This is a genomic window from Tsukamurella sp. M9C (assembly GCF_020169415.1).
Taxonomy (GTDB): Bacteria; Actinomycetota; Actinomycetes; order Mycobacteriales; family Mycobacteriaceae; genus Tsukamurella.
The window spans coordinates 142,925-165,414 of the sequence record NZ_JAIULG010000004.1 but is presented as its reverse complement, the minus strand read 5'-3'; the positions used below and the strand labels follow the sequence as shown (position 1 = coordinate 165,414).

At 72.7% G+C, this 22,490-nt stretch carries 21 protein-coding genes, 1 tRNA gene and 1 pseudogene; 17 read left to right on the top strand and 6 right to left on the bottom strand.

The window, feature by feature from the left end; all coding sequences use genetic code 11:
- Positions 1-8 precede the first annotated feature (8 nt).
- A complete protein-coding gene (locus tag LB823_RS04225; protein ID WP_224645524.1) occupies positions 9-521 on the top strand; it encodes a helix-turn-helix domain-containing protein in 513 nt (170 codons plus the stop codon).
- Here LB823_RS04225 and LB823_RS04220 read toward each other — a convergent pair.
- Entirely contained in the window at positions 518-1,084 is a 567-nt protein-coding gene (locus tag LB823_RS04220) for a hypothetical protein (RefSeq protein WP_224645523.1), read from the bottom strand. The two genes, LB823_RS04225 and LB823_RS04220, sit on opposite strands and share 4 nt — an antisense overlap.
- Positions 1,085-1,236: 152 nt before the next feature.
- Between LB823_RS04220 and LB823_RS04215 the strand changes: the two genes are divergently transcribed.
- The 3 genes from LB823_RS04215 to LB823_RS04205 all read left to right on the top strand — a co-directional run bounded on the left by LB823_RS04215 (position 1,237) and on the right by LB823_RS04205 (position 4,378).
- The gene (locus LB823_RS04215; protein WP_224645522.1) at positions 1,237-1,875 is read left to right on the top strand and encodes a Type 1 glutamine amidotransferase-like domain-containing protein; all 639 of its coding nucleotides are present in this window, start codon (positions 1,237-1,239) and stop codon (positions 1,873-1,875) included.
- Positions 1,876-1,949: 74 nt separating this feature from the next.
- Positions 1,950-3,083 carry an alkaline phosphatase family protein gene (locus LB823_RS04210; RefSeq protein WP_224645521.1) on the top strand — a complete coding sequence of 378 codons (1,134 nt, stop codon included), beginning with the start codon at positions 1,950-1,952 and terminating at the stop codon, positions 3,081-3,083.
- 101 nt (positions 3,084-3,184) lie between these two features.
- A complete protein-coding gene (locus tag LB823_RS04205) occupies positions 3,185-4,378 on the top strand; it encodes an acyltransferase (RefSeq protein ID WP_224645520.1) in 1,194 nt (397 codons plus the stop codon).
- Positions 4,379-4,390: 12 nt separating this feature from the next.
- Here LB823_RS04205 and LB823_RS04200 read toward each other — a convergent pair whose 3' ends face one another.
- Positions 4,391-5,659, bottom strand: a complete 1,269-nt coding sequence (locus LB823_RS04200; protein WP_224645519.1) for a DUF2076 domain-containing protein — start codon at positions 5,657-5,659, stop codon at positions 4,391-4,393.
- A 106-nt stretch (positions 5,660-5,765) separates the two neighbouring features.
- Here LB823_RS04200 and LB823_RS04195 point away from each other — a divergent pair, with 106 nt between their 5' ends.
- From LB823_RS04195 to LB823_RS04180, 4 genes and pseudogenes are all read left to right on the top strand, one after another.
- Positions 5,766-6,602, top strand: a complete 837-nt coding sequence (locus LB823_RS04195; RefSeq protein WP_224645518.1) for an NAD(P)H-binding protein — start codon at positions 5,766-5,768, stop codon at positions 6,600-6,602.
- Positions 6,603-6,687: 85 nt separating this feature from the next.
- Positions 6,688-6,761 (top strand) — tRNA-Gly (locus tag LB823_RS04190).
- Positions 6,762-6,843: 82 nt separating this feature from the next.
- Positions 6,844-8,214: pseudogene (locus tag LB823_RS04185) on the top strand (MFS transporter); the annotation flags it as partial.
- On the top strand, positions 8,204-8,941 hold the full coding sequence (locus tag LB823_RS04180) for a helix-turn-helix transcriptional regulator (RefSeq protein ID WP_224645516.1): 738 nt from the start codon (positions 8,204-8,206) through the stop codon (positions 8,939-8,941). The pseudogene LB823_RS04185 and the gene LB823_RS04180, both read left to right, overlap by 11 nt.
- A 3-nt stretch (positions 8,942-8,944) precedes the next feature.
- Here the strand turns inward: LB823_RS04180 and LB823_RS04175 are convergent, their stop codons facing one another.
- Positions 8,945-9,733 (bottom strand): sulfite exporter TauE/SafE family protein, encoded by a 789-nt coding sequence (locus LB823_RS04175; RefSeq protein WP_224645515.1) that lies wholly within the window; start codon positions 9,731-9,733, stop codon positions 8,945-8,947.
- A gap of 81 nt (positions 9,734-9,814) precedes the next feature.
- Here LB823_RS04175 and LB823_RS04170 point away from each other — a divergent pair, with 81 nt between their 5' ends.
- The 3 genes from LB823_RS04170 to LB823_RS04160 are packed head-to-tail and all read left to right on the top strand — an operon-like array spanning position 9,815 to position 13,055.
- Positions 9,815-10,576 carry a helix-turn-helix domain-containing protein gene (locus LB823_RS04170; protein WP_224645514.1) on the top strand — a complete coding sequence of 254 codons (762 nt, stop codon included), beginning with the start codon at positions 9,815-9,817 and terminating at the stop codon, positions 10,574-10,576.
- Between the two features lie 10 nt (positions 10,577-10,586).
- Positions 10,587-11,387: a crotonase/enoyl-CoA hydratase family protein gene (locus LB823_RS04165; protein ID WP_224645513.1), complete on the top strand. Its 801-nt coding sequence runs from the start codon at positions 10,587-10,589 to the stop codon at positions 11,385-11,387.
- 51 nt (positions 11,388-11,438) lie between these two features.
- Positions 11,439-13,055: an FAD-binding protein gene (locus tag LB823_RS04160; RefSeq protein WP_224645512.1), complete on the top strand. Its 1,617-nt coding sequence runs from the start codon at positions 11,439-11,441 to the stop codon at positions 13,053-13,055.
- Here LB823_RS04160 and LB823_RS04155 read toward each other — a convergent pair.
- Positions 13,052-13,612, bottom strand: a complete 561-nt coding sequence (locus LB823_RS04155) for an XRE family transcriptional regulator (RefSeq protein WP_224645511.1) — start codon at positions 13,610-13,612, stop codon at positions 13,052-13,054. The genes LB823_RS04160 and LB823_RS04155 overlap by 4 nt on opposite strands.
- A gap of 138 nt (positions 13,613-13,750) precedes the next feature.
- Here LB823_RS04155 and speB point away from each other — a divergent pair, with 138 nt between their 5' ends.
- From speB to LB823_RS04135, 4 genes are read left to right on the top strand one after another with little or no spacing between them, the layout of a single operon-like run.
- Positions 13,751-14,731: an agmatinase gene (gene speB, locus LB823_RS04150; RefSeq protein ID WP_224645510.1), complete on the top strand. Its 981-nt coding sequence runs from the start codon at positions 13,751-13,753 to the stop codon at positions 14,729-14,731.
- Positions 14,728-16,164 carry an amino acid permease gene (locus LB823_RS04145; RefSeq protein WP_224645509.1) on the top strand — a complete coding sequence of 479 codons (1,437 nt, stop codon included), beginning with the start codon at positions 14,728-14,730 and terminating at the stop codon, positions 16,162-16,164. Before speB ends, LB823_RS04145 begins: the two co-directional genes overlap by 4 nt.
- Entirely contained in the window at positions 16,161-16,952 is a 792-nt protein-coding gene (locus LB823_RS04140) for a carbon-nitrogen hydrolase family protein (RefSeq protein ID WP_224645508.1), read from the top strand. The genes LB823_RS04145 and LB823_RS04140 overlap by 4 nt, the downstream gene beginning before the upstream one ends.
- 23 nt (positions 16,953-16,975) lie before the next feature.
- Positions 16,976-18,676, top strand: a complete 1,701-nt coding sequence (locus tag LB823_RS04135) for an NAD(P)/FAD-dependent oxidoreductase (RefSeq protein ID WP_224645507.1) — start codon at positions 16,976-16,978, stop codon at positions 18,674-18,676.
- A gap of 46 nt (positions 18,677-18,722) precedes the next feature.
- On the opposite strand, the gene LB823_RS04130 is transcribed toward LB823_RS04135, so the two are convergent.
- Entirely contained in the window at positions 18,723-20,219 is a 1,497-nt protein-coding gene (locus LB823_RS04130) for a cytochrome P450 (RefSeq protein ID WP_224645506.1), read from the bottom strand.
- 61 nt (positions 20,220-20,280) lie between these two features.
- Positions 20,281-20,433: a hypothetical protein gene (locus tag LB823_RS04125; RefSeq protein ID WP_224645505.1), complete on the bottom strand. Its 153-nt coding sequence runs from the start codon at positions 20,431-20,433 to the stop codon at positions 20,281-20,283.
- 174 nt (positions 20,434-20,607) lie between these two features.
- On the opposite strand from LB823_RS04125, the gene LB823_RS04120 reads away from it, so the two are divergent.
- Positions 20,608-21,801, top strand: coding sequence for a sensor histidine kinase (locus LB823_RS04120; protein WP_224645504.1), 1,194 nt, complete (start codon positions 20,608-20,610; stop codon positions 21,799-21,801).
- Positions 21,798-22,466 (top strand): response regulator transcription factor, encoded by a 669-nt coding sequence (locus LB823_RS04115; RefSeq protein WP_224645503.1) that lies wholly within the window; start codon positions 21,798-21,800, stop codon positions 22,464-22,466. Before LB823_RS04120 ends, LB823_RS04115 begins: the two co-directional genes overlap by 4 nt.
- The last annotated feature ends 24 nt before the right edge of the window (positions 22,467-22,490 follow it).

Below are 22,490 nucleotides of genomic sequence, written 5' to 3'. Positions count from 1 at the left end.
ATGGGGTCATGCCCTCCCCCGACGTCGGCCGACGCCTCCGCGAGCTGCGCACCGAGCGCGGCCTCAGCCTGTCCGAGCTCGCGCGCCAGGCCGGCGTGGGCAAGGGCTCGCTCTCGGAGATCGAGGCCGGCGGCCGCAATCCGACGGTCGAGACCCTCTACGCGCTGTGCGGCCCGCTCGACGTGCCGCTCACGGCCCTCGTCGGGGAGTCCCCCGGCGCGCACAGCGTCGCCGACGGCGGCATGCGCACGGCACTACTCTCGGTGCGCCACCTGCCGCACGTCACCGTCGAGGTGTTCCGGCTCGAGTTCCCCGCCGGGTCCGATCACGTCTCCCCCGGGCACGGTCCGGCCGTCCGGGAGCACCTCACGGTGGTCGACGGCGCCCTCACCGTCGGCCCGGTGGGCGCCGAAACAACGGTGCACGAGGGTGATTCGCACTCGTGGACGAGCGACGGGCCGCACCGGTTCGCCACCGTCGACGGCGCCGAGGCCGTCGTGGTGATCACGACGCCCCGCTAGAAGGACTCCGCGCCCTGCGCGCTCACGACCATGCCGTGCCCGGTGGTCCGGTTGGTGAAGGCAGTGCCGTACTCGTTGGCGACGATGAACCACCCACGGGCGGTGTAGGTCTTGTAATCGAGCGTCACCGGATCGATCGCCCCCAGGTTGCCGAGCACGTACGACAGCTCGCCGTCGCTGGTGACGTTGACGCCGTTCGCCTCGTCGCCGGAGTCGGTCCGTGGCCGCGGCTGATCGAAGACGAGCTGACAGCCGGCGCTGCTCGCGCTGATCTGGCAGCGCGTGCGGCCGCTGCGGGTCTGAATGAAGGTGAAGCCGTTCCCGTTGTCGGGCAGGGCGACCGCCGCGGTCGGCCCGCTCGACGAGGGCGCGCTGCTCGTCGTCGACGGTGCGGTGGTCGTCGTGACCGGTGCGGGCGTGGCCGGCGCGGGGGTGGCGATCCCCGGGCCGACCCCGCCGCGGATCACCGTGACACCGGCGCCGTTCCCGGACACCGTCGCCGAGCATCCCGCGAGGAGCGCAAAGCAGCCCGCCACCACCGCGGGCGCGAGTCGTGCGCGCATCCGGACCTCCGCATCATTCTCGTCACTTCTGCCACAAGCGTAGACTTCCATCCCACTCGTTGCACGGACGGCGCCCGCGGCGCCCGTCCGACCGGCTCACACTCCCGGCCGGTCCGCGCCGCTCCAGAGACTCCCGGCGTAGCGTCGCGATCGTGAATCTCCTGCTGCTGTCGCTCAACGCGGGCGCCCTGCCCGACTTCCTCCGCCGGCACACCGGGCGGGAACCGAGCGCCCTGCGGATCGGCTTCATCGACGACGCCGGCGCGCCGTACGCCGACCAGCCCTTCGGCTCGTTCGAGTGGACGCAGCTCACGGACCTCGGCTTCCGGCTGACCCGGATGACCCTCGCGAAGTACACGGACCCGGCCGATTTCGACTCGGACCTGAACACCGTCGACGCCGTGTACCTCTCCGGCGGCCACACGTTCGTGCTGCTGGGCGCGCTGCAGGCCAACGGCACCGGAGAGGTGCTCAAGGCCCGGGTACGCGCGGGCCTGCCCTACGTCGGGCTCAGCGCGGGCTCAGTCGTCGCGGGGCCGAACGTCGAGCCGGTCGCTCCCCTCGACGACCCCACGGACGCGCCCGGCGTCACCGACTTCACCGGGCTGGGCCTGGTCGACACCGTCGTCATCCCGCACGCCGACGGCGCGCTCCCGCCTTATCCCTCGGCCATGATCGACGACGTGGTCCGCACCTACGGCGGCCGCTTCCCGCTGACCCGCGTCAACGACGACCAGGCTCTGCTCGTCGAGGGCGGCGTCGCCACCCTCATCCCCTCGGCGATCACGTAGCGGGCGCGCCGGAGAGCGCGTCACACGCCGCGGTTCCCGCCTCGGCGCGCCTTTGCGAGCGTTACGATCGACGGATGACCGGCATGCTCTCCGACGTATTGCCCTCGGTCTGTACCGCTTTCGGCATCGCCGGGGAGAACCCGCTGGGCGTGACGATCGAACGCGACGTCGTCCTGCTGCTCATCGACGGCCTCGGCGCGGAGCTCCTGCGCCGCCACGCCGACGATGCCCCGACGCTCGCCGCGCACGTGCACACCACCCTCAACGCGGGCTTCCCCGCGACCACCGCGAGCAGCCTGTCGAGCCTCGCCCTGGGCGCGCCGTGCGCGGCGCACGGCATCGTCGGATACAGCTTCGGCGTCCCCGACGAACACGGCCGGCGCCTGTTCAACTCGCTGCGCTGGACCATCGACGGCGCGAGCGGGCCCGACGCCCGCGCATCGCACCCGCCCCGCGAGCTGCAGCGCCGCCGCAGCCGCTTGGAGGACCTCGCCGACGCGGGCGCGGAGATCCACTACGTAGTCCCCGCGTATCAGGAGACGTCGGGCCTGACCAGGGCCTCGTTCCGCGCCACGGGCGTTCAGCACCCCGCCGCAAACCTCGACGAGGTGCGCGAGGGCGTGCTCGCCGTCGCCCGGCACGACACCGCCGCCCGGCGCTTCGCCTACGCGTACACCGGCCTGTTGGACGCGGCGGGGCACGTGCACGGCCCCGGCTCGCCCGAGTGGCTGGGCGTGCTGCGCGCCGTCGACGCGATGTTCGCGGACCTCCTCGCGGACCTGCCCGGCACGTGCACTCTTCTGGTGACCGGCGATCACGGGATGATCCAGGCCGAGTCGCTGGTGAACCTCGACGCACTGCCCGCCCTGCACCGCGGCGTCCGGATCATCGCCGGCGAGGCGCGGGTGCGGCACGTCTACCTCTCGCGGGGCCACCACGTCGACGACGTGCGCGCGCGCTGGTCGGAGACCCTCGGCACCCACGCCCACGTGGTGACCCGCGAACAGGCGCTCGACGAGCACTGGTTCGGCCCCACGCCCCCGAACCCCGTGGTCGCCCACCGCATCGGCCACGTCCTCGCCGTGGCGCAGGGCGGGTCGGTGCTGGTCACACCCAGCCAGGAGCCGATGGAGTCGCGGATGCTCGGACATCACGGTGCGTGGACCGTCGACGAACAGGCCATCCCCCTGATCACCACGACGCCATGATCGGACACGGGCGCACGCGCCCCTTGTCCGATTCTTGCAGCAGTATCACGTAGGATACCGAAACAAACACGACCGCAGCCCGGGGTGAAGACGCTCAGCCCTTGCACGACACCAGGGTGGTGCCCACCATCGAAACGACGAAGCCGCCGCAGGTCGCCGCGCCCGAGAAGGCCCCGGCGAAGCCGAAACGCGAGCAGACCGCGGACCTCACCCGGGTCCTGCTGTTCCTCGGCGTGGTGATCGCACACTGCGTGACCACGATCAACTACTCCCCGGACGTGATCCGCCAGACCGGGCTGGTCTCGGCGGCGCTGCACCTCACCCGCTACGGCTTCGTCGCGGTGACGCTGTTCGTGCTGGTCCTGAGCATGCGCGGCCGCACCATGACGGCCCGGGAGTTCTGGCGCAAACGCTTCGGGCTCATCGTGGGCCCGTACCTGGTGTGGACCCTCGTCTACTCGATCACCGACCACCTGCTCATCGCCGGCGATCCGTTCCCCTCACCCGGGCGGTGGCTCGGCGATCTCGCGCGCACCACCCTGACCGGTGACGCGAAGTACCAGCTGTACTTCCTGCTGATCTCGATGCAGATCTACCTGTTCTTCCCCGCGCTGCAGAAGCTCTCCCGCAAGCTCGAGGGCCACCCGTGGACGGTGCTGCTGACCGCGGGCGCGATCCAGCTCGGGTTCTTCGCCTTGTACCAGTACGCACCGCGGCCGGCGGGTCAGCCGTGGGAGACGCTGTTCAACCACATGTGGAAGCTGCTCCCCATGTACGTGCTCTTCGTGGCGATGGGCATGCTCGCCGCGCAGCACTACGAGAAGGTCGGCCCCTGGCTCCGCGCGCATGCGCTGCGGCTGGTCGCCGTCTGCCTCGCGGCGGGCGCCTTCAGCCTCGTGATCTACCTGCGTGACACCGAGCCCGGGAACGTCCCGGACGCCGCCACCGCGGCGTGGAATCCGCTGTACCTGCCCTGGTACGTCGCCGCGACGATCCTGATCTGGCTCGGCGCGATGATGTGGGACGACCTGCGCGCCTCCGGCCGGGCCGTGGGCGAGCGTGTGGTCTCCTACGCGACGATCCGCGCCTTCGGCGTCTTCGCGGTGCACCCACTGATGCTCGACATCCTCAGCAAGGCCGGCTTCTTCGAGCTGCTGGGCAGCTGGTTCCCCGCGTCGGCGTTCTTGCGCGCCGCGGCGCTGTCGGTCGTCGTGCTGGCGATGTCGCTGCTCTTCGTCGACCTGGTGCTGCGGACCCCCGTCAGCCGCTGGATCGTGGCCCGCGAACGGGCCTGAGCGACCCGCGCGTCAGTACCAGCTCGACGGTGCCGCCTGCGGCTTCTGCAGCCACAGCGCGTCCGTCGACAGGTTCTGCGTACCGAACTGCCAACGGCGGAGCGCCTCGTCGCGAAGCACCTGGTCGAACTGCTCGTTGCGCGTCCGCTGATCCACGTACAGCAGCGTCTGCACGCCGGCCAGGAAGGGCACCGTCAGGATCTGCGCGATCGCGGCGCCGACACCGGCGATGGCGAGGCCCGTCACCGTCGAGCCCGCGAGGGTCTCGAGCCCGGCACCGTCGTCGACGAGCACGCTGACGACGCCGAACGGGATCGAGACGACGATGCCGATGATGCCGGTGATGAGGTAGGTGAGCAGCAGGATGCCGAGGACCCGCCAGAAGCCCGGCCGCTGCAGCTCGTAACCGCGCTTGAGCGCGGCGATCGGGCCGAGCTGTTCGAGGACGACTGCGGGATACGCGAGAGAGACCATCGGCAGGAGCGCCAGGTACCCGACGATCAGCACGAGGAACAGCAGGAACGCGACGAGGATCGCCACGATCGGCCCGGCGTCGCCGGCCGCCACCGCGAGGACAACGACGAGGCCCACCACCAGCGCGGTGGGCACGAGGAAGATGAGGAACTGCAGCAGGCTGAGCCCGATCAGGGACAGCAGGCGGGGACCGATCGCCCGCACCGCCTCGGCGGCGCTGGTCCGCTCCCCCATCACGGCACGCGCGACCGCGACCGTCAGGACGCCCGTGAGGAAGAGCGAGGCGATGCCCGCGATCAGCCCGACACCGATGCTGAGCCCCGTCGCGGCGGCGAGGTCACCGAGCGCCGCGTCCGTCTCGGCGTCCGGGTCCACCGCGATGCGCGTCATGGGAATCTGCGCGAGGAAGGTGATCAGCTGCGTGACCAGCACGAGCACCGCCGTCAGCCCGACCATGACGCCGGGGTTGGTACGGATGGCGGCCATCGCGCCGCCGTAGATGTCACCCAGGTCGAGCGGGCGCAGCGCGACGATCCCGACCTTCACCTCGGGCGCCGGCGCGCCCCAGCCGGGGCCGGGCTGCCCGTATCCCTGCTGGGGATAGCCCTGCGGGTATCCCGGCTGGGCGTACCCGGGCTGCGGCTGGCCGTACTGCTGTGCCCACGGGTCGCCGTAGGGGTACTGCGGCGGGCCCGGCTGCTGGTACCCCTGCTGCGGGTAGCCCTGTTGCGGGTAGCCACCGGTGGGGCCGGCCCACTGACCATCGGGGCCGTAGCTGGGCTGATTGCCGGTTCCGTCGGGATTCACAGCACACATCCTGCATTGCGAATGCACTCTTATCAACTTGCCGGGGGCTCGATGTCCGTAGGGTGAGCAACGACATGCTCGACGCCCCATCCGACCGGAGGTACGCATGATCCTGGTGACCGGAGCAACGGGGGCCGTCGGACGCCGCGTGGTCGCGCAACTCGCGGCGAACGGGGCCTCGGTTCGCGCGACGAGCCGGACGCCGGACGCCGCGGACCTGCCGGACGATATCGAGACGCTGTCGTCGTCCGCCCCCGCGCATGCGCTCCTGGACGGGTGCTCGTCCGTGCTGATCGTCGCGTCCGCGCTGGGTGCCGCGCAGCTGGGCCGGCTCGCAGAGCTCGTCGCCGCCGCGAACGTCGCGCGGGCCGGTCGCCTGGTGCACATCTCCACCGCGTCCGTCACGGACCCGCTGAGCCCGACCGGCGCGCACCACCGCGCCCTCGAGGAGGTCAGCGCCGGCTTCGCCGGGGCGAGGCACGTGCTGCGCCCGGTCCCGTTCGCGCTGAACACGCTGCACTGGTGGGGCCCGACGGTGCGCGTCGGCCGGTTCGCGGAGGCGCCCTACCTCGACGTCCCGATGGTGCCCGTCGACGAGCGGGACGTCGCCGACGTCGCCACGGCGCTCCTGCTCGGTACGTCCGAGCCCGACGGTCCGCTGCACCTCACGGGCCCGGAAGGGCTCAGCTCGCGCGAGCAGCTCGGGCTGCTGGCCGAGGCGCTGGGCACTCACCTCGACGTGCGCGAGATCGAGCCGGACGAGGTGCGGAGGCGGCTCGCCGGGGCCGGCGTGCCCGCGCCCGCCGTCGAGTCGTTGCTGCGGTCCTTCGAGCTCGCGGCCGAACACCCCGTCCTACCGTCCGACGCTGTGCCGCGAGTCCTGGGCCGCCCGGCTCGCGACTACGCGAACTGGGTCGCTGACCACATCGAGAGCTTCCGCTGATCCTCGCTGCGACCCGTCCGGCGGGGAGAATTCCGTCCCGCGGGTCGCATGCCGTAACATGTCTCGCGCGCCGAATTCGGCGCACGCGGGCGTAGCTCAATGGTAGAGCCCTAGTCTTCCAAACTAGCTACGCGGGTTCGATTCCCGTCGCCCGCTCCAGCACGAAAGCCCGGCCCCGGCCGGGGCTTTCGTCGTCTACCGGGGCGCGAACTGTTCGGCGGGGGCCGAACCGTTCCGGCACCAGGCTGAGGGCATGCATCCCGCCCGGCGGCGCGCCGTCGCCCTCCTCGCCCTGTCGATCGCGTTCGGCCTGATCCAATTCGACGCGACCGTCGTCAACGTCGTCCTGGGGTCCATGACCCGCGACCTCGGCGGCGGACTCGGGCTCGCGCAGTGGGCGATCGACGGGTACGCGATTCCCTTCGCCGCCCTGATGCTGATCGCGGGGCCGGCGGCGGACCGGTTCGGGCGGCGGCGGGTCTGCGTCCTCGGCTTCGCGCTGTTCGCGATGGCCACGGCGGCGTGCGCGCTCGGGCCGGGCTGGCCCGTCCTGATCGATGCGCGAATCGTGCAGGGCATGGCGGCCGCGATGATCCTGCCCAGTTCGCTCGCGATGATCGGCGAGCTCTACCCCGACGGCGCCGAGCGGGCCCGCGCGCTGGGGATCTGGGGCGGGATCGCGAGCGCGGGCTTCGCCGCGGGCCCGCCGGTCGGCGGCCTGCTGGCCGCGACGTCCGGGTGGCGTGCGGCGTTCTGGGTGGGCGCGCCCATCGCGATCGTCGCGGGGATCGCCGTGGCACGGACGGCGCCGGACTCGCCGCGCCATGCCCGGCCCCTCGACCTCAGGGGCGCGACGCTCGGCGCCACGGCCCTCGCCCTCGGCACCGCCGCCCTCATCGAACTCGGGCAGGGGCGCGGCGCCCTTGCGCTCGGGCTCGCGGCCGCGGCTGCCGCGACGACCTGCGCCTTCATCGTCGCGCAACGGTCGGCGCACAGACCGATGATCCCGCGCGGGCTGCTCGCTCACGGTCCGTTCCGCGGCGCCGTCCTCACCGGGCTCGTATTCAACTTCGCGCTCTACGGCGCGCTCCTCGTCGTCGGGCTCGCGCTGCAGGACGTCCACGGCCTCACCGTCCTGGAGACCGGCGCGGCGATCCTGCCGATGACAGTCGTGGTCGCGCTCGGTTCCACCACCAGCGGCTTCGTCACCGCACGCACCGGTCCGCGGGCGCCGATGATCGCCGGATTCACCTGCGCGGCGGCGGGCGCGCTGGTCGTGGCCGCCGGGGCGAACCACGCCGCAACGATCGTGACCGGCCTGGCCCTCATCGGCCTCGCCGCGCTCGCCATGCCCGCCATGACGTCGGTGGCCCTGTCCGCCGCGCCGCCCGAGCACGCGGGTCTCGCGGGCGCGGTGCTGAACTGCGCCCGCCAGGCGGGCGGCGCGCTCGGCGTCGCCGGGTTCGGGGCGCTGTACAACGCCGCGGGCCGCTCGTCAACGGCACTCGCGCTGACCTTCGTGGTGGTCGCGGCCATACTCGTGGTCGGGGTGGCCACCAGCATCGGAGCCACCGCGACGGACCGGACGGGGGTGGGCTGCGATGTCGGGTGACGCTGACCTGGCTCGCGTCGGCGAGCTCTTCGCCGACCGCACCCGCAGCCGGATCCTCCTGTCGCTGCTGGGCGGCCGCGAGCTGGCCGCCGGCGTCCTCGCCGACGAAGCGGGCGTCTCCCGCCCCACCGCGAGCGGCCACCTGCGCAAGCTGGTCGACGGTGGGCTGTTGGCCGTCCGGGCGGAGGGCCGCCATCGCTGGTACCGGATCGCCGGGCCGGAGGTCGGCGACCTCGTCGAACGGCTCGCGGCGCTGGCGCCGCCGCTGCCGGTGGCCTCGCTCAAGGCATCCGCCCGCGCAGAGCGGCTCCGGACCGCCCGCACCTGCTACGACCACTTCGCCGGCCGACTCGGCGTGGCGATCATGGGCTCGCTCCTCGACCACGGCCGGATCACCGGCGGCGACGGCCGATTCCACGCCGACGGCGCCGACCGCCCCGCGTCCGCCGGCCGCGAACTCGACTACCGGCTCACCGACGACGGGCGCGCCTTCCTCGCGGGCCTGGGCGTCGCGCTGCCCGACGGATCCTCCCGCCCCGTCGTGCGGTACTGCATCGACTGGACCGAGACGCGGCACCACCTCGCGGGCGGTGCCGGGCGCGCCCTGTGCGACCGCTTCTTCGAGGCCGGGTGGGCGGAGCGACTCCCCACGTACCGCGCCGTCCGCGTGACCCCGGCCGGCGAGCGCGTCCTGGCCCGGCGCTTCGCCGTCGACTGGCCCGCCTGACCGTCACCGGAGCAGCGTCGCCGCCATCGCAACGGTGACCGCCACCAGCAGCCCGACGTACCAGCGGGCATGCGCGCGGTCGGACAAGCGCGGGCCGCGGCGACGCAGGAGCACGATCACGGGCAGCGAGCCGACGAGCAGCGCGACCGCGGCGCGGACGTCCACGGCGCCCACGAAGCCGGTCCCGGCGCCCGCGGGCCGTCCGCCCGAGAGCAGGAGGAAGACGGCCGTCGCGGGCAGTGCCACCGCCAGGGTCAGCGGGTTCGCCAGGGCCGTCGCGACCGCCATCCGGTGGCCGTTGCGGCGCATCAGGGGCACCGTCACCACGCTGCCTCCAACGCCGAGGAAGGCCGCCACCGCGCCGATCGGGAGGCCGGCGCCGGGCCGGATCGGTCGCGCACCGTCGTCCCCCGCCTGCAGGAATCCGGGCCGGACGGTGACCGAGACGATCGTCAGCAGGAGGTACGCGACGAAGCCGACGGCGATGACGTCGCCGGGCACGTGCCGCGCCCCGACGGCACCGACCGCGCCGCCCAGGGCCAGCAGGAGCAGCAGGCGTGCGCTCCCCCGCAGCTCCGCGAGCACGGCGCGCGACGTGGAGGCCGTCGCGACCGCGGCGGCGACCACCATCTGCACGGACGAGGTGGCGACGGCGACGCGGGGCGCGTCGCCGCCGAGGGCGGCGTCGGCCCAGACGAGGACCGGCACCGCGACGAAGCCGCCGCCGAAGCCGAAGAGGGCCGTCGTGACGCCCGACGCGGCGCCCACCAGAATCAGGATCAGTGCACTCACTGCTCCGAGTCCACCGCACGGTGCCCCTTCCGGCAATCGAAGTTGGGCGCGATACCTTCGAATCTCGGTAGCATGGTCGCCATGCGGAACATCCCCGTCGCGACGCTGGAGGACGTCCCGCGCGACGTGCTCGCCGTCGGCACGGACTACCCCGACGGCTACGCGCAGGCCCGGCACCACCACCGGCGCGCGCAGTTCCTGTACGCCGCCGCGGGCGTCATGGAGGTCGACACCGACGACGGGGCGTGGACCGTGCCGACCGACCGCGGCGTGCTCATCCCGCCCGGTGTGCCGCACGGCGTCCGCTACTGCGGCGTGAGCACGCGCAGCCTGTACATCGAGCCGGCCGCGGCGCCGTGGTGGCCCGCGCGGTGCACGGTGGTCGACGTGACGCCCCTCCTCCGCGAACTCCTGCTCGCCGCCGTCGACCTCGAGGCCGAGTACGACGAGGCCGGCCGCGACGGGGCGATCGCGTCGCTCCTGCTGCACGAGATCGCCGCGCTCGCACCGCTCCCGCTGCACGTTCCGCTCCCCGCGGACCCGGAGCTGCGCGCCCTGTGCCGGGACTACCTCGCCGCGCCGGACGTCGCGGTCGACAACGCCGCGTGGGCGGACCGCTGCGGGCTGAGCGAGCGCGCCTTCACCGCCCGGTTCCGCGCCGCGACGGGTACGAGCCCCGCGGTGTGGCGGCGACGGGCCCGGCTGCTCGCCGCGCTGCCGTTCCTGCGCACCGCGACCGTGACGGAGACCGCAGGGAGGCTGGGCTACGCGACGCCCGCGGCGTTCACCGCGGCCTTCACCGCCGAGTTCGGGACGCCCCCGTCGCGGTTCCGAACCACATAGGGTCTCCCCCATGACCGAACCACTCCTGATCGAGCGCGACGGCCCCGTCGTCACCTGGACCCTGAACGATCCCGCTGCCCGCAACCCCGTCTCCGACGAGGCCATGATCGAGGCGATCGAGCGCGCCGTGGATGCGGTGAACCGCGACGACGAGGTGCGGGTCGCGATCCTCACCGGCGCCGGTTCGGCGTTCAGCTCCGGCGGCAACGTCAAGCACATGCGCGACAAGGAGGGCATGTTCGGCGGCACCGCGGCGCAGCAGCGGCAGGGCTATCGGCACGGCATCCAGCGCATCCCCCGCGCGCTGTACCACTGCGAGGTCCCGACGGTGGCGGCCGTGAACGGCCCGGCGATCGGCGCGGGCTGCGACCTCGCGATGATGTGCGACCTGCGGGTGGCGTCCACGAAGGCGGTCTTCGCCGAGAGCTTCGTCAAGGTGGGGCTCATTCCGGGCGACGGCGGCGCCTGGCTGCTGCCGCGCATCGTCGGCATGGCGCGGGCCACGGAGATGGCGCTCACCGGCGACGCCGTCGATGCGGCGACCGCGCTGGACTGGGGCATGGTCTCGAGCGTCGTCGAGCCCGACGAGCTGCTCGGTGCCGCTCGGGCGCTCGCGGACCGGGTGGCCGCGAATCCGCCGCAGGCGCTGCGCATGACGAAGCGGCTGCTCCGCGAGGGCCAGCACCAGAGCCTCGACGCGCTGCTCGAGCTCTCGGCGGCCATGCAGACGATCGCGCACTCCACCGCGGATCACCACGAGGCCGTCGCCGCGATGCTCGACGAGCGGCCGCCCCGGTTCACCGGGAACTGACCTTCGCGGGAACCGATCCCGCACATTTCTAGAACACGTTATAGTCCGCGCATGGCGCAGGACTGGGACACGACGGCGGACGTGGTGGTGGTCGGATTCGGCGGCGCGGGCGCGGCGGCGGCGCTGGCGGCCCGCGAGGCCGGGGCCGACGTGTTGGCCCTGGATCGTTATCTCGGCGGCGGCGCGACGAACCTCTCGGGCGGCATCGTCTACGCCGGCGGCGGCACCCGGATCCAGCGGGCGGCGGGCGTCGACGACGACGTCGAGAACATGCTCGCCTACCTGCGCCTCGAGGTCGGCGACGCGGTGTCCGACGGGACACTGCGGCGGTTCTGCGAGCAGTCCCCCGCGATGATCGACTGGTTGATGGACCACGGCGTGCCCTTCGACCCGTCGCTGTGCCCGTTCAAGACGTCCTACCCCACCGACGACTACTACCTGTACTTCTCCGGCAGCGAGAACTCCGGCGGCTTCCGCGAGGCGGCCGCGCCCCGGCAGCGCGGCCACCGCGCCCACGGCCCCGGCGTCTCGGGCAAGAAGCTCTACGGGCCGCTCGCCGCCTCGGCCGCGGCGCACGGCGTCCGCGTGTGCACCGGCACCCGCGTCACCGGCCTGGTCGTCGAGGACGGGCGGGTGGTCGGCGTCGAGGCCCGGACGATCGAGAACGCGCCCGCCGCGGTCCGGCGACGGTTCGCCGTCCTCACCCGGATCTCGGCGAAACCCGGCGTCTACCACCAGGGCCTGCGCGCGACGATGCAGCGGCTGCTGGACCGGATCGAGCGCCGACACGGCCGGCCGATCCGCATCCGCGCCCGCTCCGGCGTCGTCCTGAGCACCGGCGGATTCATCGCCAACGGCGCGATGGTGGGCGAGCACGCGCCGGGCTACCCCTGGTCGCAGGGCCTGCCGCTGGGTACCGCCGGCGACGACGGCAGCGGCATCCGGCTCGGCGTCTCGGCGGGCGGCGCCACCGACCGCATGGACTCCCTCTCGAACTGGCGGTTCATCGCGCCGCCCAGCGGCTATCTCGGCGCGCTCGCCGTCGACGCGGACGGGCGGCGGATGGTCGACGAGTCCCGTTACGGCGCCGCCCTGGGCGCCGCCATCGCGGACGCGCCGGCGCACCGCGCCTGGCTGCTCGTCGACGCCGACCTCGCGGCACGGGTACGCGCGCAGATCGGCGAGCAGACCGTGTGGTTCCAGCGACTCCAGCTCGAGCGTCTCCTCCGCATCGGCAGCGTCTCCGCACCCACCGTCGAGGAGGCCGCGCGGCGCGCCGGAGTCGACCCCGCCGGGCTGCGGCGCACCGTCGACGCGCACAACGAGGCGATCGCGCAGGGCCTGCCCGACCCGTTCGACAAACCCGACGACCTCCGCCGGCCCGCCACCAAGGCCCCGTTCACCCTGCTCGACATCTCGTTCACCGACCGGATGACCTATCCCATGCCGATGCTCACGCTGGGCGGACTGGTCGTCGACGAGGACTCGGGCGCGGTCCGCACCGACGCTGGGACCGCGATCCCCGGCCTGTTCGCCGCGGGCCGCACCGCCGTGGGGATCTGCTCGAACTCCTACGTCAGCGGCCTCTCGCTGGCCGACTGCATCTTCTCCGGCCGCCGCGCGGGCGCCGCCGCCGTCGCATCGTCCGACGCACTCGACGGGGCCTAGCGCCGCTCCCCGGCGGGCAGCGCCGGGGCCATCACCCACAGGACGCGGGCACCGTCGGGGCCCGCGACGAAGGTGTGCGGCCGCCCCGGGTCGAAGGTCATGGCGTCCCCGGCGGCCAGGTCCACGCCCGGCTCCGGCGGGAACGCGAGTCGCAGCTCGCCGCGCTGCACCAGGACGAAGGACACCTCGGCGGGCAGCGCATAGGCCTCGTCCCCGCTGCCGCCCCCGGGCTCGATCTCGCTGAGCAGCACCTGGACCCGCTGCTCCCCCGACGGCGTGAGCAGGAACTCCGCGAGTCCGTCGCCGCCGAAGCGCACCTGCGGGTAGGCGTCCGCGCGGACGATCGACCCGGCCGCGCCACCGTCGAAGAGCGATCCGACGGGGACCTCCAGCGCCTCGCACCACCGGACCAGGACCGCCATCGACGGCGCCGCCAGGCCGCGCTCCACCTTGGACAGGTAGCCCTTGGTGACGCCGATGCGCTCCGCGACGTCCGCGAGCGTCAGACGGCGGGCCCGGCGGGCCGCCTTGAGCGCGGCACCCACCTGATCCGGCACGGCGAGAACGTCATCCGCCCGCACAGCAGTGGCATCCAACAGATGTTTCCTTTCAGGAAACTCGAGTTGACAAGTCGGTCGATGTCCCACACTATGTGATCCGGCCCACAAAAGCAGCCCCTGCGAGAGGATCCATCCGTGCCTGAAGAAACCCAGCGCCCTTCTCAGCCCCGCGGACCGGTGGATGCGAGCCTCGTCCCCCGCTACTGCGGGCCGGAGACCTTCGCCCGCCTGCCCCGCCTCGACGAGGTCGACGGTGCCGCCGTCGCCGTCCTCGGGATCCCCTTCGACTCGGGCGTGAGCTACCGCCCGGGCGCACGGTTCGGCCCCGGGCACATCCGGGCGTCGTCGAAGCTGCTGCGCCCGTACAACCCCGCGCTCGACGTCTCGCCCTTCGCGGTGCACCAGGTGGCCGACGCCGGCGATCTCGCGGTGAACCCGTTCGACATCGTCGAGGCACTGGGGACCGTCGAGGCCGAGATCACGCGCCTGCGCGGAGCCGGCTCCAAGGTGCTCACCCTCGGCGGCGATCACACCCTCGCGCTGCCGATCCTGCGCGCCGTCGCCGCCGACCGCGGCCCCGTCGCCGTGCTGCACTTCGACGCGCACCTCGACACCTGGGACACCTACTTCGGCGCCCCGTACACGCACGGCACCCCGTTCCGGCGGGCCAGCGAGGAAGGTCTGATCGACCTCGAGCGCTCGATGCACATCGGCATCCGCGGACCCCTCTACGGCGAGCAGGACCTCACCGCCGACGGCGTCCTCGGCTTCCAGGTGGTGCGCTCCGACGACTACGAGAACGACGGCCTGGCCAGCGTGATCGAGCGCATGCGCCGGCGCCTCGCCGGGCCCGACGGTGCCGGCGGCCCCGTCTACGTCTCCGTCGACATCGACGTGCTGGACCCCGCGCACGCGCCCGGCACCGGCACCCCCGAGGCCGGTGGCATGACGAGCCGCGAGCTGCTCAACACGCTCCGCGCCCTGGTCGGCACGGACGTGGTGGGCGCGGATGTCGTCGAGGTCGCGCCGCCCTACGACCACGCCGAACTGACCGGCGTCGCGGCCGCCCACGTGGCCTACGAGCTGCTGTCGGTGCTCGCGGTGAACGCCCGATGAGCACCATCACCGAGAGTCTCTTCGCCCGCAAGTCGGTCGACCGCATCCTCGCCGACAGTGCCGCCGCGCACGACGGGCCCCAGCTCAAGCGCTCGATGGGACTCGGCCACCTCACCGCCCTGTCGATCGGCGCCTCGCTCGGCACCGGCATCTTCGTGATCCTCGGTGAGGCGACGCCCAAGGCGGGGCCCGCGGTCATCGTCGCCTTCATCCTGGCCGCGGTCACCGCCCTGTTCTCCGCGCTGTCCTACGCCGAGATGGCGGGCACCATCCCCGTGTCGGGCAGCTCGTACTCGTACGCCTACGCCACCATCGGCGAGTTCTTCGCCTGGATCTGCGGCTGGTGTCTGCTCCTCGAGTACGGCGTCTCCGTGGCGGCCGTCGCCGTCGGCTGGGGCCAATACATCAACGAACTCCTCCGCACCCTCTTCGACGTCGAGCTCCCCACCGCGATCGCCGCACCCCCGGGCGACGGCGGCATCGTGAACATCCCGAGCATGGTGATCGTGGCGCTCGCGTGCCTCGTCCTCGTCGGCGGCGCGACCGAGAGCGCGCGCCTCAACACGGCGATGGTCGTGCTCAAGGTGTGCGTCCTGGTCTTCTTCTGCGCCATCGCCTTCACCGCCTTCAACTCGGGCAACCTCAGCCCGTTCATGCCCTTCGGCACCAACGGGATGACGGCCGCCGCGGCGATGGTCTTCTTCTCCTACATCGGATTCGACGCGGCCTCGACCGCGGGCAACGAGGCGAAGAATCCCACCCGCGATCTGCCGCGCGCGATCATCCTCTCGCTCGGCATCATCACCGTGCTCTACTGCCTGGTCGCGCTCGCGGCGGTCGGCGCGATGCCCTGGCAGGAATTCGGCGGCACCGAGGCCTCCCTCGCGAAGATCCTCACCGACGTCACCGGCCAGACGTGGCCCTCCGTGATCCTCTCCATCGGCGCGGTGATCGCGATCGCCAGCGTGGTGCTCGCGGTCATGTACGGCCAGACCCGCATCCTCTACACGATGGGCAGCGACGGCCTGGTCCCCCGCGTCTTCGCCAAGGTCAACCCCCGCACCTTCGTGCCGGTCCGCAACATCGTGATCGTCAGCGTGGTCATCGCCGTGCTCGCGGGTCTCGTCCCCCTCGGCGAGCTCGCGAACGCCACGTCGATCGGCTCGCTGTTCGCGTTCGCGCTGGTCAACGTCGGCGTGATCCTGCTGCGGATCAACCGTCCCGACCTGCCCCGCGCCTTCAAGACACCCCTGTTCCCGCTGATCCCCGTGCTGGGCATCGGCTTCTGCGGATACCTCATGCTCCAGCTCGAGGCCCGCACGTGGATCGCCTTCGCCGTCTGGTCCGCGGTGGGCCTCGTCGTCTACTTCGCCTACGGCTACCAGCACTCGCGGCTGCGGCAGGACGTCGACCTCGCGAAGGACGCGCGATGACGGTCACCGTCGGAATGTTCCAGGGGCCGGAGGGCCTCGGGCCGCAACCGGACGTCGCGCGGAACCTGGCGGCGATCGACGCAGCCGCGACCCGGGCCGCCGCCGCGGGAGCACAGATCCTGGTCACGCCCGAGATGTCCGTGTCCGGCTACGACATCGGCACGGCCGCACGGGACCTCGCCCGACCGCGCGGCGGCGAGTACCACGCGGCGCTCGCGGGCATCGCCGGCCGGCACGACATCGCCGTCGTCGCCGGCTACCCGGAGCTCGACGACGGCGACGTCTTCAATGCCGTCACCGTCGTCGGACCCGACGGCACCGAGCTCGCGCACTACCGCAAGACGCACCTGTTCGGCGACCTCGACCGCACGATGTTCGCGCCGGGCGGCGAGCTGCCCGTCCAGTTCGACCTCGGCGGCCTGCGATGCGGGCTCCTCATCTGCTACGACGTGGAGTTCCCCGAAGCCGTACGCGCCCAGGCGGACGCGGGCGCCGACCTGCTCCTGATCCCCACGGGCCTGATGGAGCCGTTCGGCCGCATCGCCGAACTGGTCGTCCCGGTGCGCGCCTTCGAGAGCCAGCTCTACATCGCCTACACCAACCACTGCGGCCGGGAGACCTCGCTCGAGTACTGCGGGCTGAGCACCGCGGCGGGGCCCGACGGCGACGTCGTGGCCCGGGCCGGGCGCGACGAGGAACTGCTCGTCTTCACCGCCGACCCGGAGGCCCTGCGCGAGGCGCGGATCGCCAACACCTACCTGCGCGACCGGCGCACCGACCTGTACTGAGCCCCGCCACCCCAGGAGCCCACATGACCCAGCCCGCCATGCCCGCCCACAGTCCGTCCGCCTCGGACGCGCCCCTGACGATGTTCGGACCCGACTTCCCGTTCGCCTACGACGACTGGGTCGCCCACCCCGACGGCCTGGGCTCCGTGCCCGAGGCCGTGCGCGGCACCGAGGTCGCCGTGATCGGCGCCGGCCTCGCCGGCCTCACCGCCGCCTACGAGCTGGCCCGCCTCGGCCTGAAACCCGTGGTGTACGAAGCCGACCGGATCGGCGGCCGGATGCGCAGCGAGCGTTTCGAGGGCTACGCCGACGACCTGGTCGCGGAGATGGGTGCGATGCGCTTCCCGCCGTCGTCGACCACGCTGCAGCACTACCTCGACCGCGCGGGCCTGGAGACCGAGGCCTTCCCCAATCCCCTCGCCGAGGCGACGCCCAGCACCGTCATCGACCTCAAGGGCCGCAGCCATTACGCCCGCACCACCGCCGACCTCCCGCCCGAGTTCGCCGAGGTCGCCCGCGCGTGGGACGCGACGCTGGCCGACTACGCCGACGCCGCCGAGCTGCAGGACGCGATCCGTGCGCGCGACGTCACGCGGATCCGCGCCGTGTGGTCGCGCCTGGTCGAGGAGCTCGACGACCAGACCTTCTACGGCTTCCTCACCGCATCGAAGCACTTCCGCTCGTTCGCGCACCGGGAACTGTTCGGGCAGGTCGGATTCGGCACGGGCGGCTGGGACACCGACTACCCCAACTCGATGCTGGAGATCCTCCGCGTCACCTGCACCGCCGCCGACGACCACCACCGCGGCATCGTCGGGGGTGCGGACCGGCTGCCGAAGCACCTGTGGGAGAGCCCGTTCGACGGTGCGCGGTCCGTCCGGGACCTCAACGGCGGCGCGCACCGTCCGGCGGTCACCGCGATCAGGCGCACCGTCGGCCCCGGCGGGGCGCCGGCGTACACCCTGACCGACGCGGCGGGCGAGACCCGCACCTTCCCCGCGGCGGTCTTCACCGGCCAGGCCTGGATGCTGCTCAACACGATCGACTGCGACGACGACCTGCTGCCGATCGATCACTGGACCGCGGTGGAGCGCACCCACTACATGGGCAGCTCCAAGGTCTTCGCACTGGTGGATCGGCCCTTCTGGCGCGACGTCGACCCGGCCACGGGGCGCGACACGATGTCCATGACGCTCACCGACCGGATGAGCCGCGGCACCTACCTGCTCGACCACGGGCCCGACCGGCCCGGCGTGATCTGCCTGTCGTACACCTGGTCCGACGACTCGCTCAAGGTGCTGCCGCTGGACGTGAACGCGCGGCTCGACCTGATGCTCAAGTCGCTCGGCGAGATCTACCCCGGCGTCGACATCCGCAGCCACATCATCGCCACCCCGAAGACGGTCTCGTGGGAGACGGAGCGGTACTTCATGGGCGCCTTCAAGGCGAACCTGCCCGGCCACTACCGCTACCAGGAGCGGCTGTACACGCACTTCATGCAGGAGTCCCTCGACCCGCGGCACCGCGGCTTCTTCCTGGCGGGCGACGACATCTCGTGGACCGCCGGGTGGGCCGAGGGTGCGCTGCAGACCGCGCTCAACGCGGTCTGGGGCGTCGTGCACCACCTCGGCGGGGGAACCGCGGAGACCAATCCCGGACCGGGCGACGTCTTCGCAGACATCGCCCCGGTCCGGCTCGGCGACGAGCGGGGCACGCGCGCCTGAGGTCTGCCACGCCCGAGGTCTGCGCGCCCGAGGCCGGTCGGCGGGGTCAGTCGCGGCGCAGCGCGGTCACCATGCCCCCGTCGGCGGGGATCATCGTGACGTTGCGGTGCCGCGGCTGCTCGGCCGGCGCATCGGTCATCGCGAGGTCCACGCGCAGCAGGATCTGCGTCACCACCGACCGCAGCTCCGCCATCGCCAGCCCCGCGCCGAGGCAGCGCCGGGTGCCGCCGCCGAAGGGCATCAGCTTCTGCGGCGAGGGCTTCACGCCGAGGAAGCGGTCGGGATCGAAGGCATAGGGCCGCGGGTACAGGTCCTCGCGGTGGTGCAGCAGCAGGATCGAGATCAGCGCGATCACACCGCTTTCCACGGTGTACGGCCCGAACTGCCAGTCCGACAGCAGCTCCCGCGCGACGACCGGGACCACGGGACGGTTGCGCATCGACTCGTTGATGAGCGCCTCGATGTACGCCTCGTCGCCCTCCCGGGCCGCCTCCACGGACCGGCGGTACACGTCGGGGTTGCGGGTGAGCCGCTCGAAGGTCCACGCCACCGAGTTCGACGTCGTCTCGTGCCCCGCGAGGACCAGGGTGAGCAGCTCGTCGCGGATCTCGCTGTCGGCCAGGGGCGCACCGTCGTCGCCGCGGGCCGCCATGAGCACCGTGAGGATGTCGGACCGGCCCGCACCGTCGGGGCCGTCGACGCCCTCGCGCCGCCGCTCGGCGATCACGGCGTAGATGGCGCGGTCGAGCGGACGCAGGATCATCTTCAGCACGCCCCGCGGCTCGGGGCTACGCGCGTTCACCAACTGCACCGCAGTCGCGAGCGGGTGCGTCGAGAGCTGGAGCAGCCGGATCATCGACGTGCGGACCGCGCTCTCGGCGGCGGTGGCGCCCGCCTCGTCCTCGATCCCGAACACCGCCGACATGATGACGTCGAGGGTGATCTGCTGGCCGATGTCCGCCAGGGCCACCGGCTCCCCCGTCCGCCATTCGTCGATGCGGTGCGCGGTGGCCGCGTCGATCCGCCGCTGGTACTCGGTGACCGCGCGGCCGTGGAACTGCGGCAGCAGCAGGCCGCGCTGCTGCTTGTGGCGCGGCCCGACCGCGGTGAGCACCGAATCCGGCCCCACGATGGGCCGCAGCGGCGAGAAGCGGGTGGCCGACGGCGCCTCGTCGGGCCGCGACATCAGCGAGGCGACGTGGGCCGGGTTCGACACGATCACCACCTGCCCGGGGCCGCCAGCGAACTCGGACCGGAAGACGTCGCCGTACCGGTCCGCCGCGCGGAACGTCACGTCGCCCTCGCGGAGGGTGTAACTCAGGGAGGCCCGCAGCGGCCCCATCGGGAGCGACGGGGCCGCACGCAGCGCCGCGGCTCCCGCGGCGTCGACGGGGCCCGCCTCGACGGCGTTCCGGCCGTCGAGGCCCGGACGCGCGGGATCGCGCAGGTGCCAGGCGGGCTCGGGGATGGACAGGGTGCGCGCGACGGTGCCGCCGAGCCCGCTGCCGATGCCGGTCCGGAAGGCTCGTGTGATCGTGGTCATGTCGTCCTCCTACGTCGATTGTGCACGCCGATCGCGGCGCGCGGGCGGGCCGTCGCGATCGTCAGGGAACGACGGTGCCTCCGGGGCCGGTCCGGCGGTCCCGGGCCGCCATCGCGCGGTGGATGTCCCGCGCTCCGAAGTCGAGGCCGTCGCGGTCGTGGGTGAGCCACAGGACCGCGAGGACGAACGCTGCCAGGGCGAGAACGGTGATCATGGCCTTCTCCTTCTCCGGTGCCCGGTCGGTGTTCCGGGTCGCCTTCGACGCTACGAGCGCGATCGACGCAGGTCAGCGTGCTCAGGACGGAACTCCGGTTCCGTCCTGAGGTGGGCGCGCGGATCCGCCCCAGGGTGGGCGACCGGGCGCGCTCGCGCGGCTACGATGCACACCATGCGCTGGCTGCGGTGGTTGGAGGCGCGGTACCGGCGGGACTTCGAGCTGCTCGGCTACGAGTACCCGCCGTACTACATGACGATCACCGAAGTGGCCATGCTCGCGCTGGTCATCGAGGCCGCGGTGCCCCGGATCATGGAGGGCCCCGAAGGCCGCCAGTGGATCTGGCTGGCGGCCGCCGTCTTCCTCTCGCTGTGCCACACGGCGGGCAGCCTGCTGCGCAAGGGCGGCGTCTCACTCACCGCGCACTCCATCGTGATCCTCACCAGCGCCTCGCTGTTCTGGTGCGTGCCCGCGGCGTTCGACGTCGTGCCGCTCATCGTCATCCTCGGGATCACCCAGGTCGCGGCTGTGACCCCGTTACGGGTGACGGTGGTGCATCTGATCGCCTACCTGGCCGTGGTGATCACCGCGGGCGTGCTCGGTGCGATCCATCAGGCGTGGCTCATCGCGCTCACGGTGTGCTTCGGGGCGGCGGTCGGCCAACTCTTGCAGAACCAACTCCTGCTGCTCCGGGCCGAGCGGCGCGCGCAGGCCTCCCGGACCGCGCTCGACCGCGCCGCCATCGCCGGCGAGGTGCACGACGTGGTCGCCCACTCCCTGGCGGTGGTGCTGCTCAACGTCACCGCCGCGCGCCGGGCGCTCGAGTCCGGCGACGATCGGGCCGAGGCCGTCGACGCGCTCCGCGACGCGGAGACCCAGGGGCGGACCGCGATGAAGGACATCCGCACCACCATCGAGCTGCTGCGGTCCGACAGCGCCGATGCCGCCCAGCCGGGGCTCCCCGAGGTCCCCGAGCTCGTCGCCTCGTTCGCGCGCGCGGGCCTGGCCGTCGAGCTGGAGCAGCACGCCCCGTCGACGGCGCTCTCCGGCACCGCCGGCCTCGCCGCCTTCCGGCTGGTGCAGGAGTCGCTCGCGAACGCCGTGAAACACGCGCCGGGCGCACGGGTCTCCGTGCTCGTCGGGCCACGCCCCACGGGCCGCGTCGGGATCCGGGTCTCGTGCCCCGTCCCCGACGGTGCCCGGCGCGCCCCCGGCGGCACGGGACTGACGGGGATGCGCGCCCGGGTGGAGAGCGCGGGCGGAACCCTGACCGCGGGGCCCACCGACGGCGTGTGGCTCGTGGACGCCGTCTTCCCCGCCGAGACCGGCGCCGGGGCAATCGGTTCGATCGAAGGAGCATCACCGTGACCGACCGACCGATCCGCCTCGTCCTGGTGGACGACCAGGACCTGGTGCGACTGGGGCTGCGCCGCATCCTCCGCCGCCGCGACGGCTTCGAGGTGGTCGGCGAGTGCGCCGACGGCGACGAGGTTGCCGCCGTCGTCGCGTCGGAGGACCCCGACGTCGTGCTGATGGACCTGCGCATGAAACGGGTCAGCGGGATGGAGGCCACGCGGCGCCTCACCGCGTCCGCGGGCGCGCCGCCGGTGCTGGTGCTCACCACCTTCCGCGACGACGACCTGCTCTCCGAGGCGCTGCGGGCCGGCGCGTCGGGCTTCGTCCTCAAGGACTCGCCCGCGGAGGAGCTCATCCGCGCGGTGCGCCTCGTCGCCGCCGGGGAGGCGGTCCTCGACCCCGCGGTCACCGGCCGCGTGCTCGAGACCTACCGCACGGCCGCACCGACGGTGGCGGCACCGTCGGGCGAGGCGACGCGACTGACCTCCCGCGAAGCGGACGTGCTCGCGCTCGTCGGCCGCGGGCTCTCCAACGACGACATCGCCGCCGAGCTGGTGATCTCGATCGTCACCGTGAAGAGCCACATCGGCTCGATCTTCACCAAGCTGGACGTGCGCAACCGCGCGGAAGCGATAGTTTTCGCGTTCGATCACGGCATCGTCCGGCCCGGCGGCTGACGCCTGACGCGATTGAACGCTGTT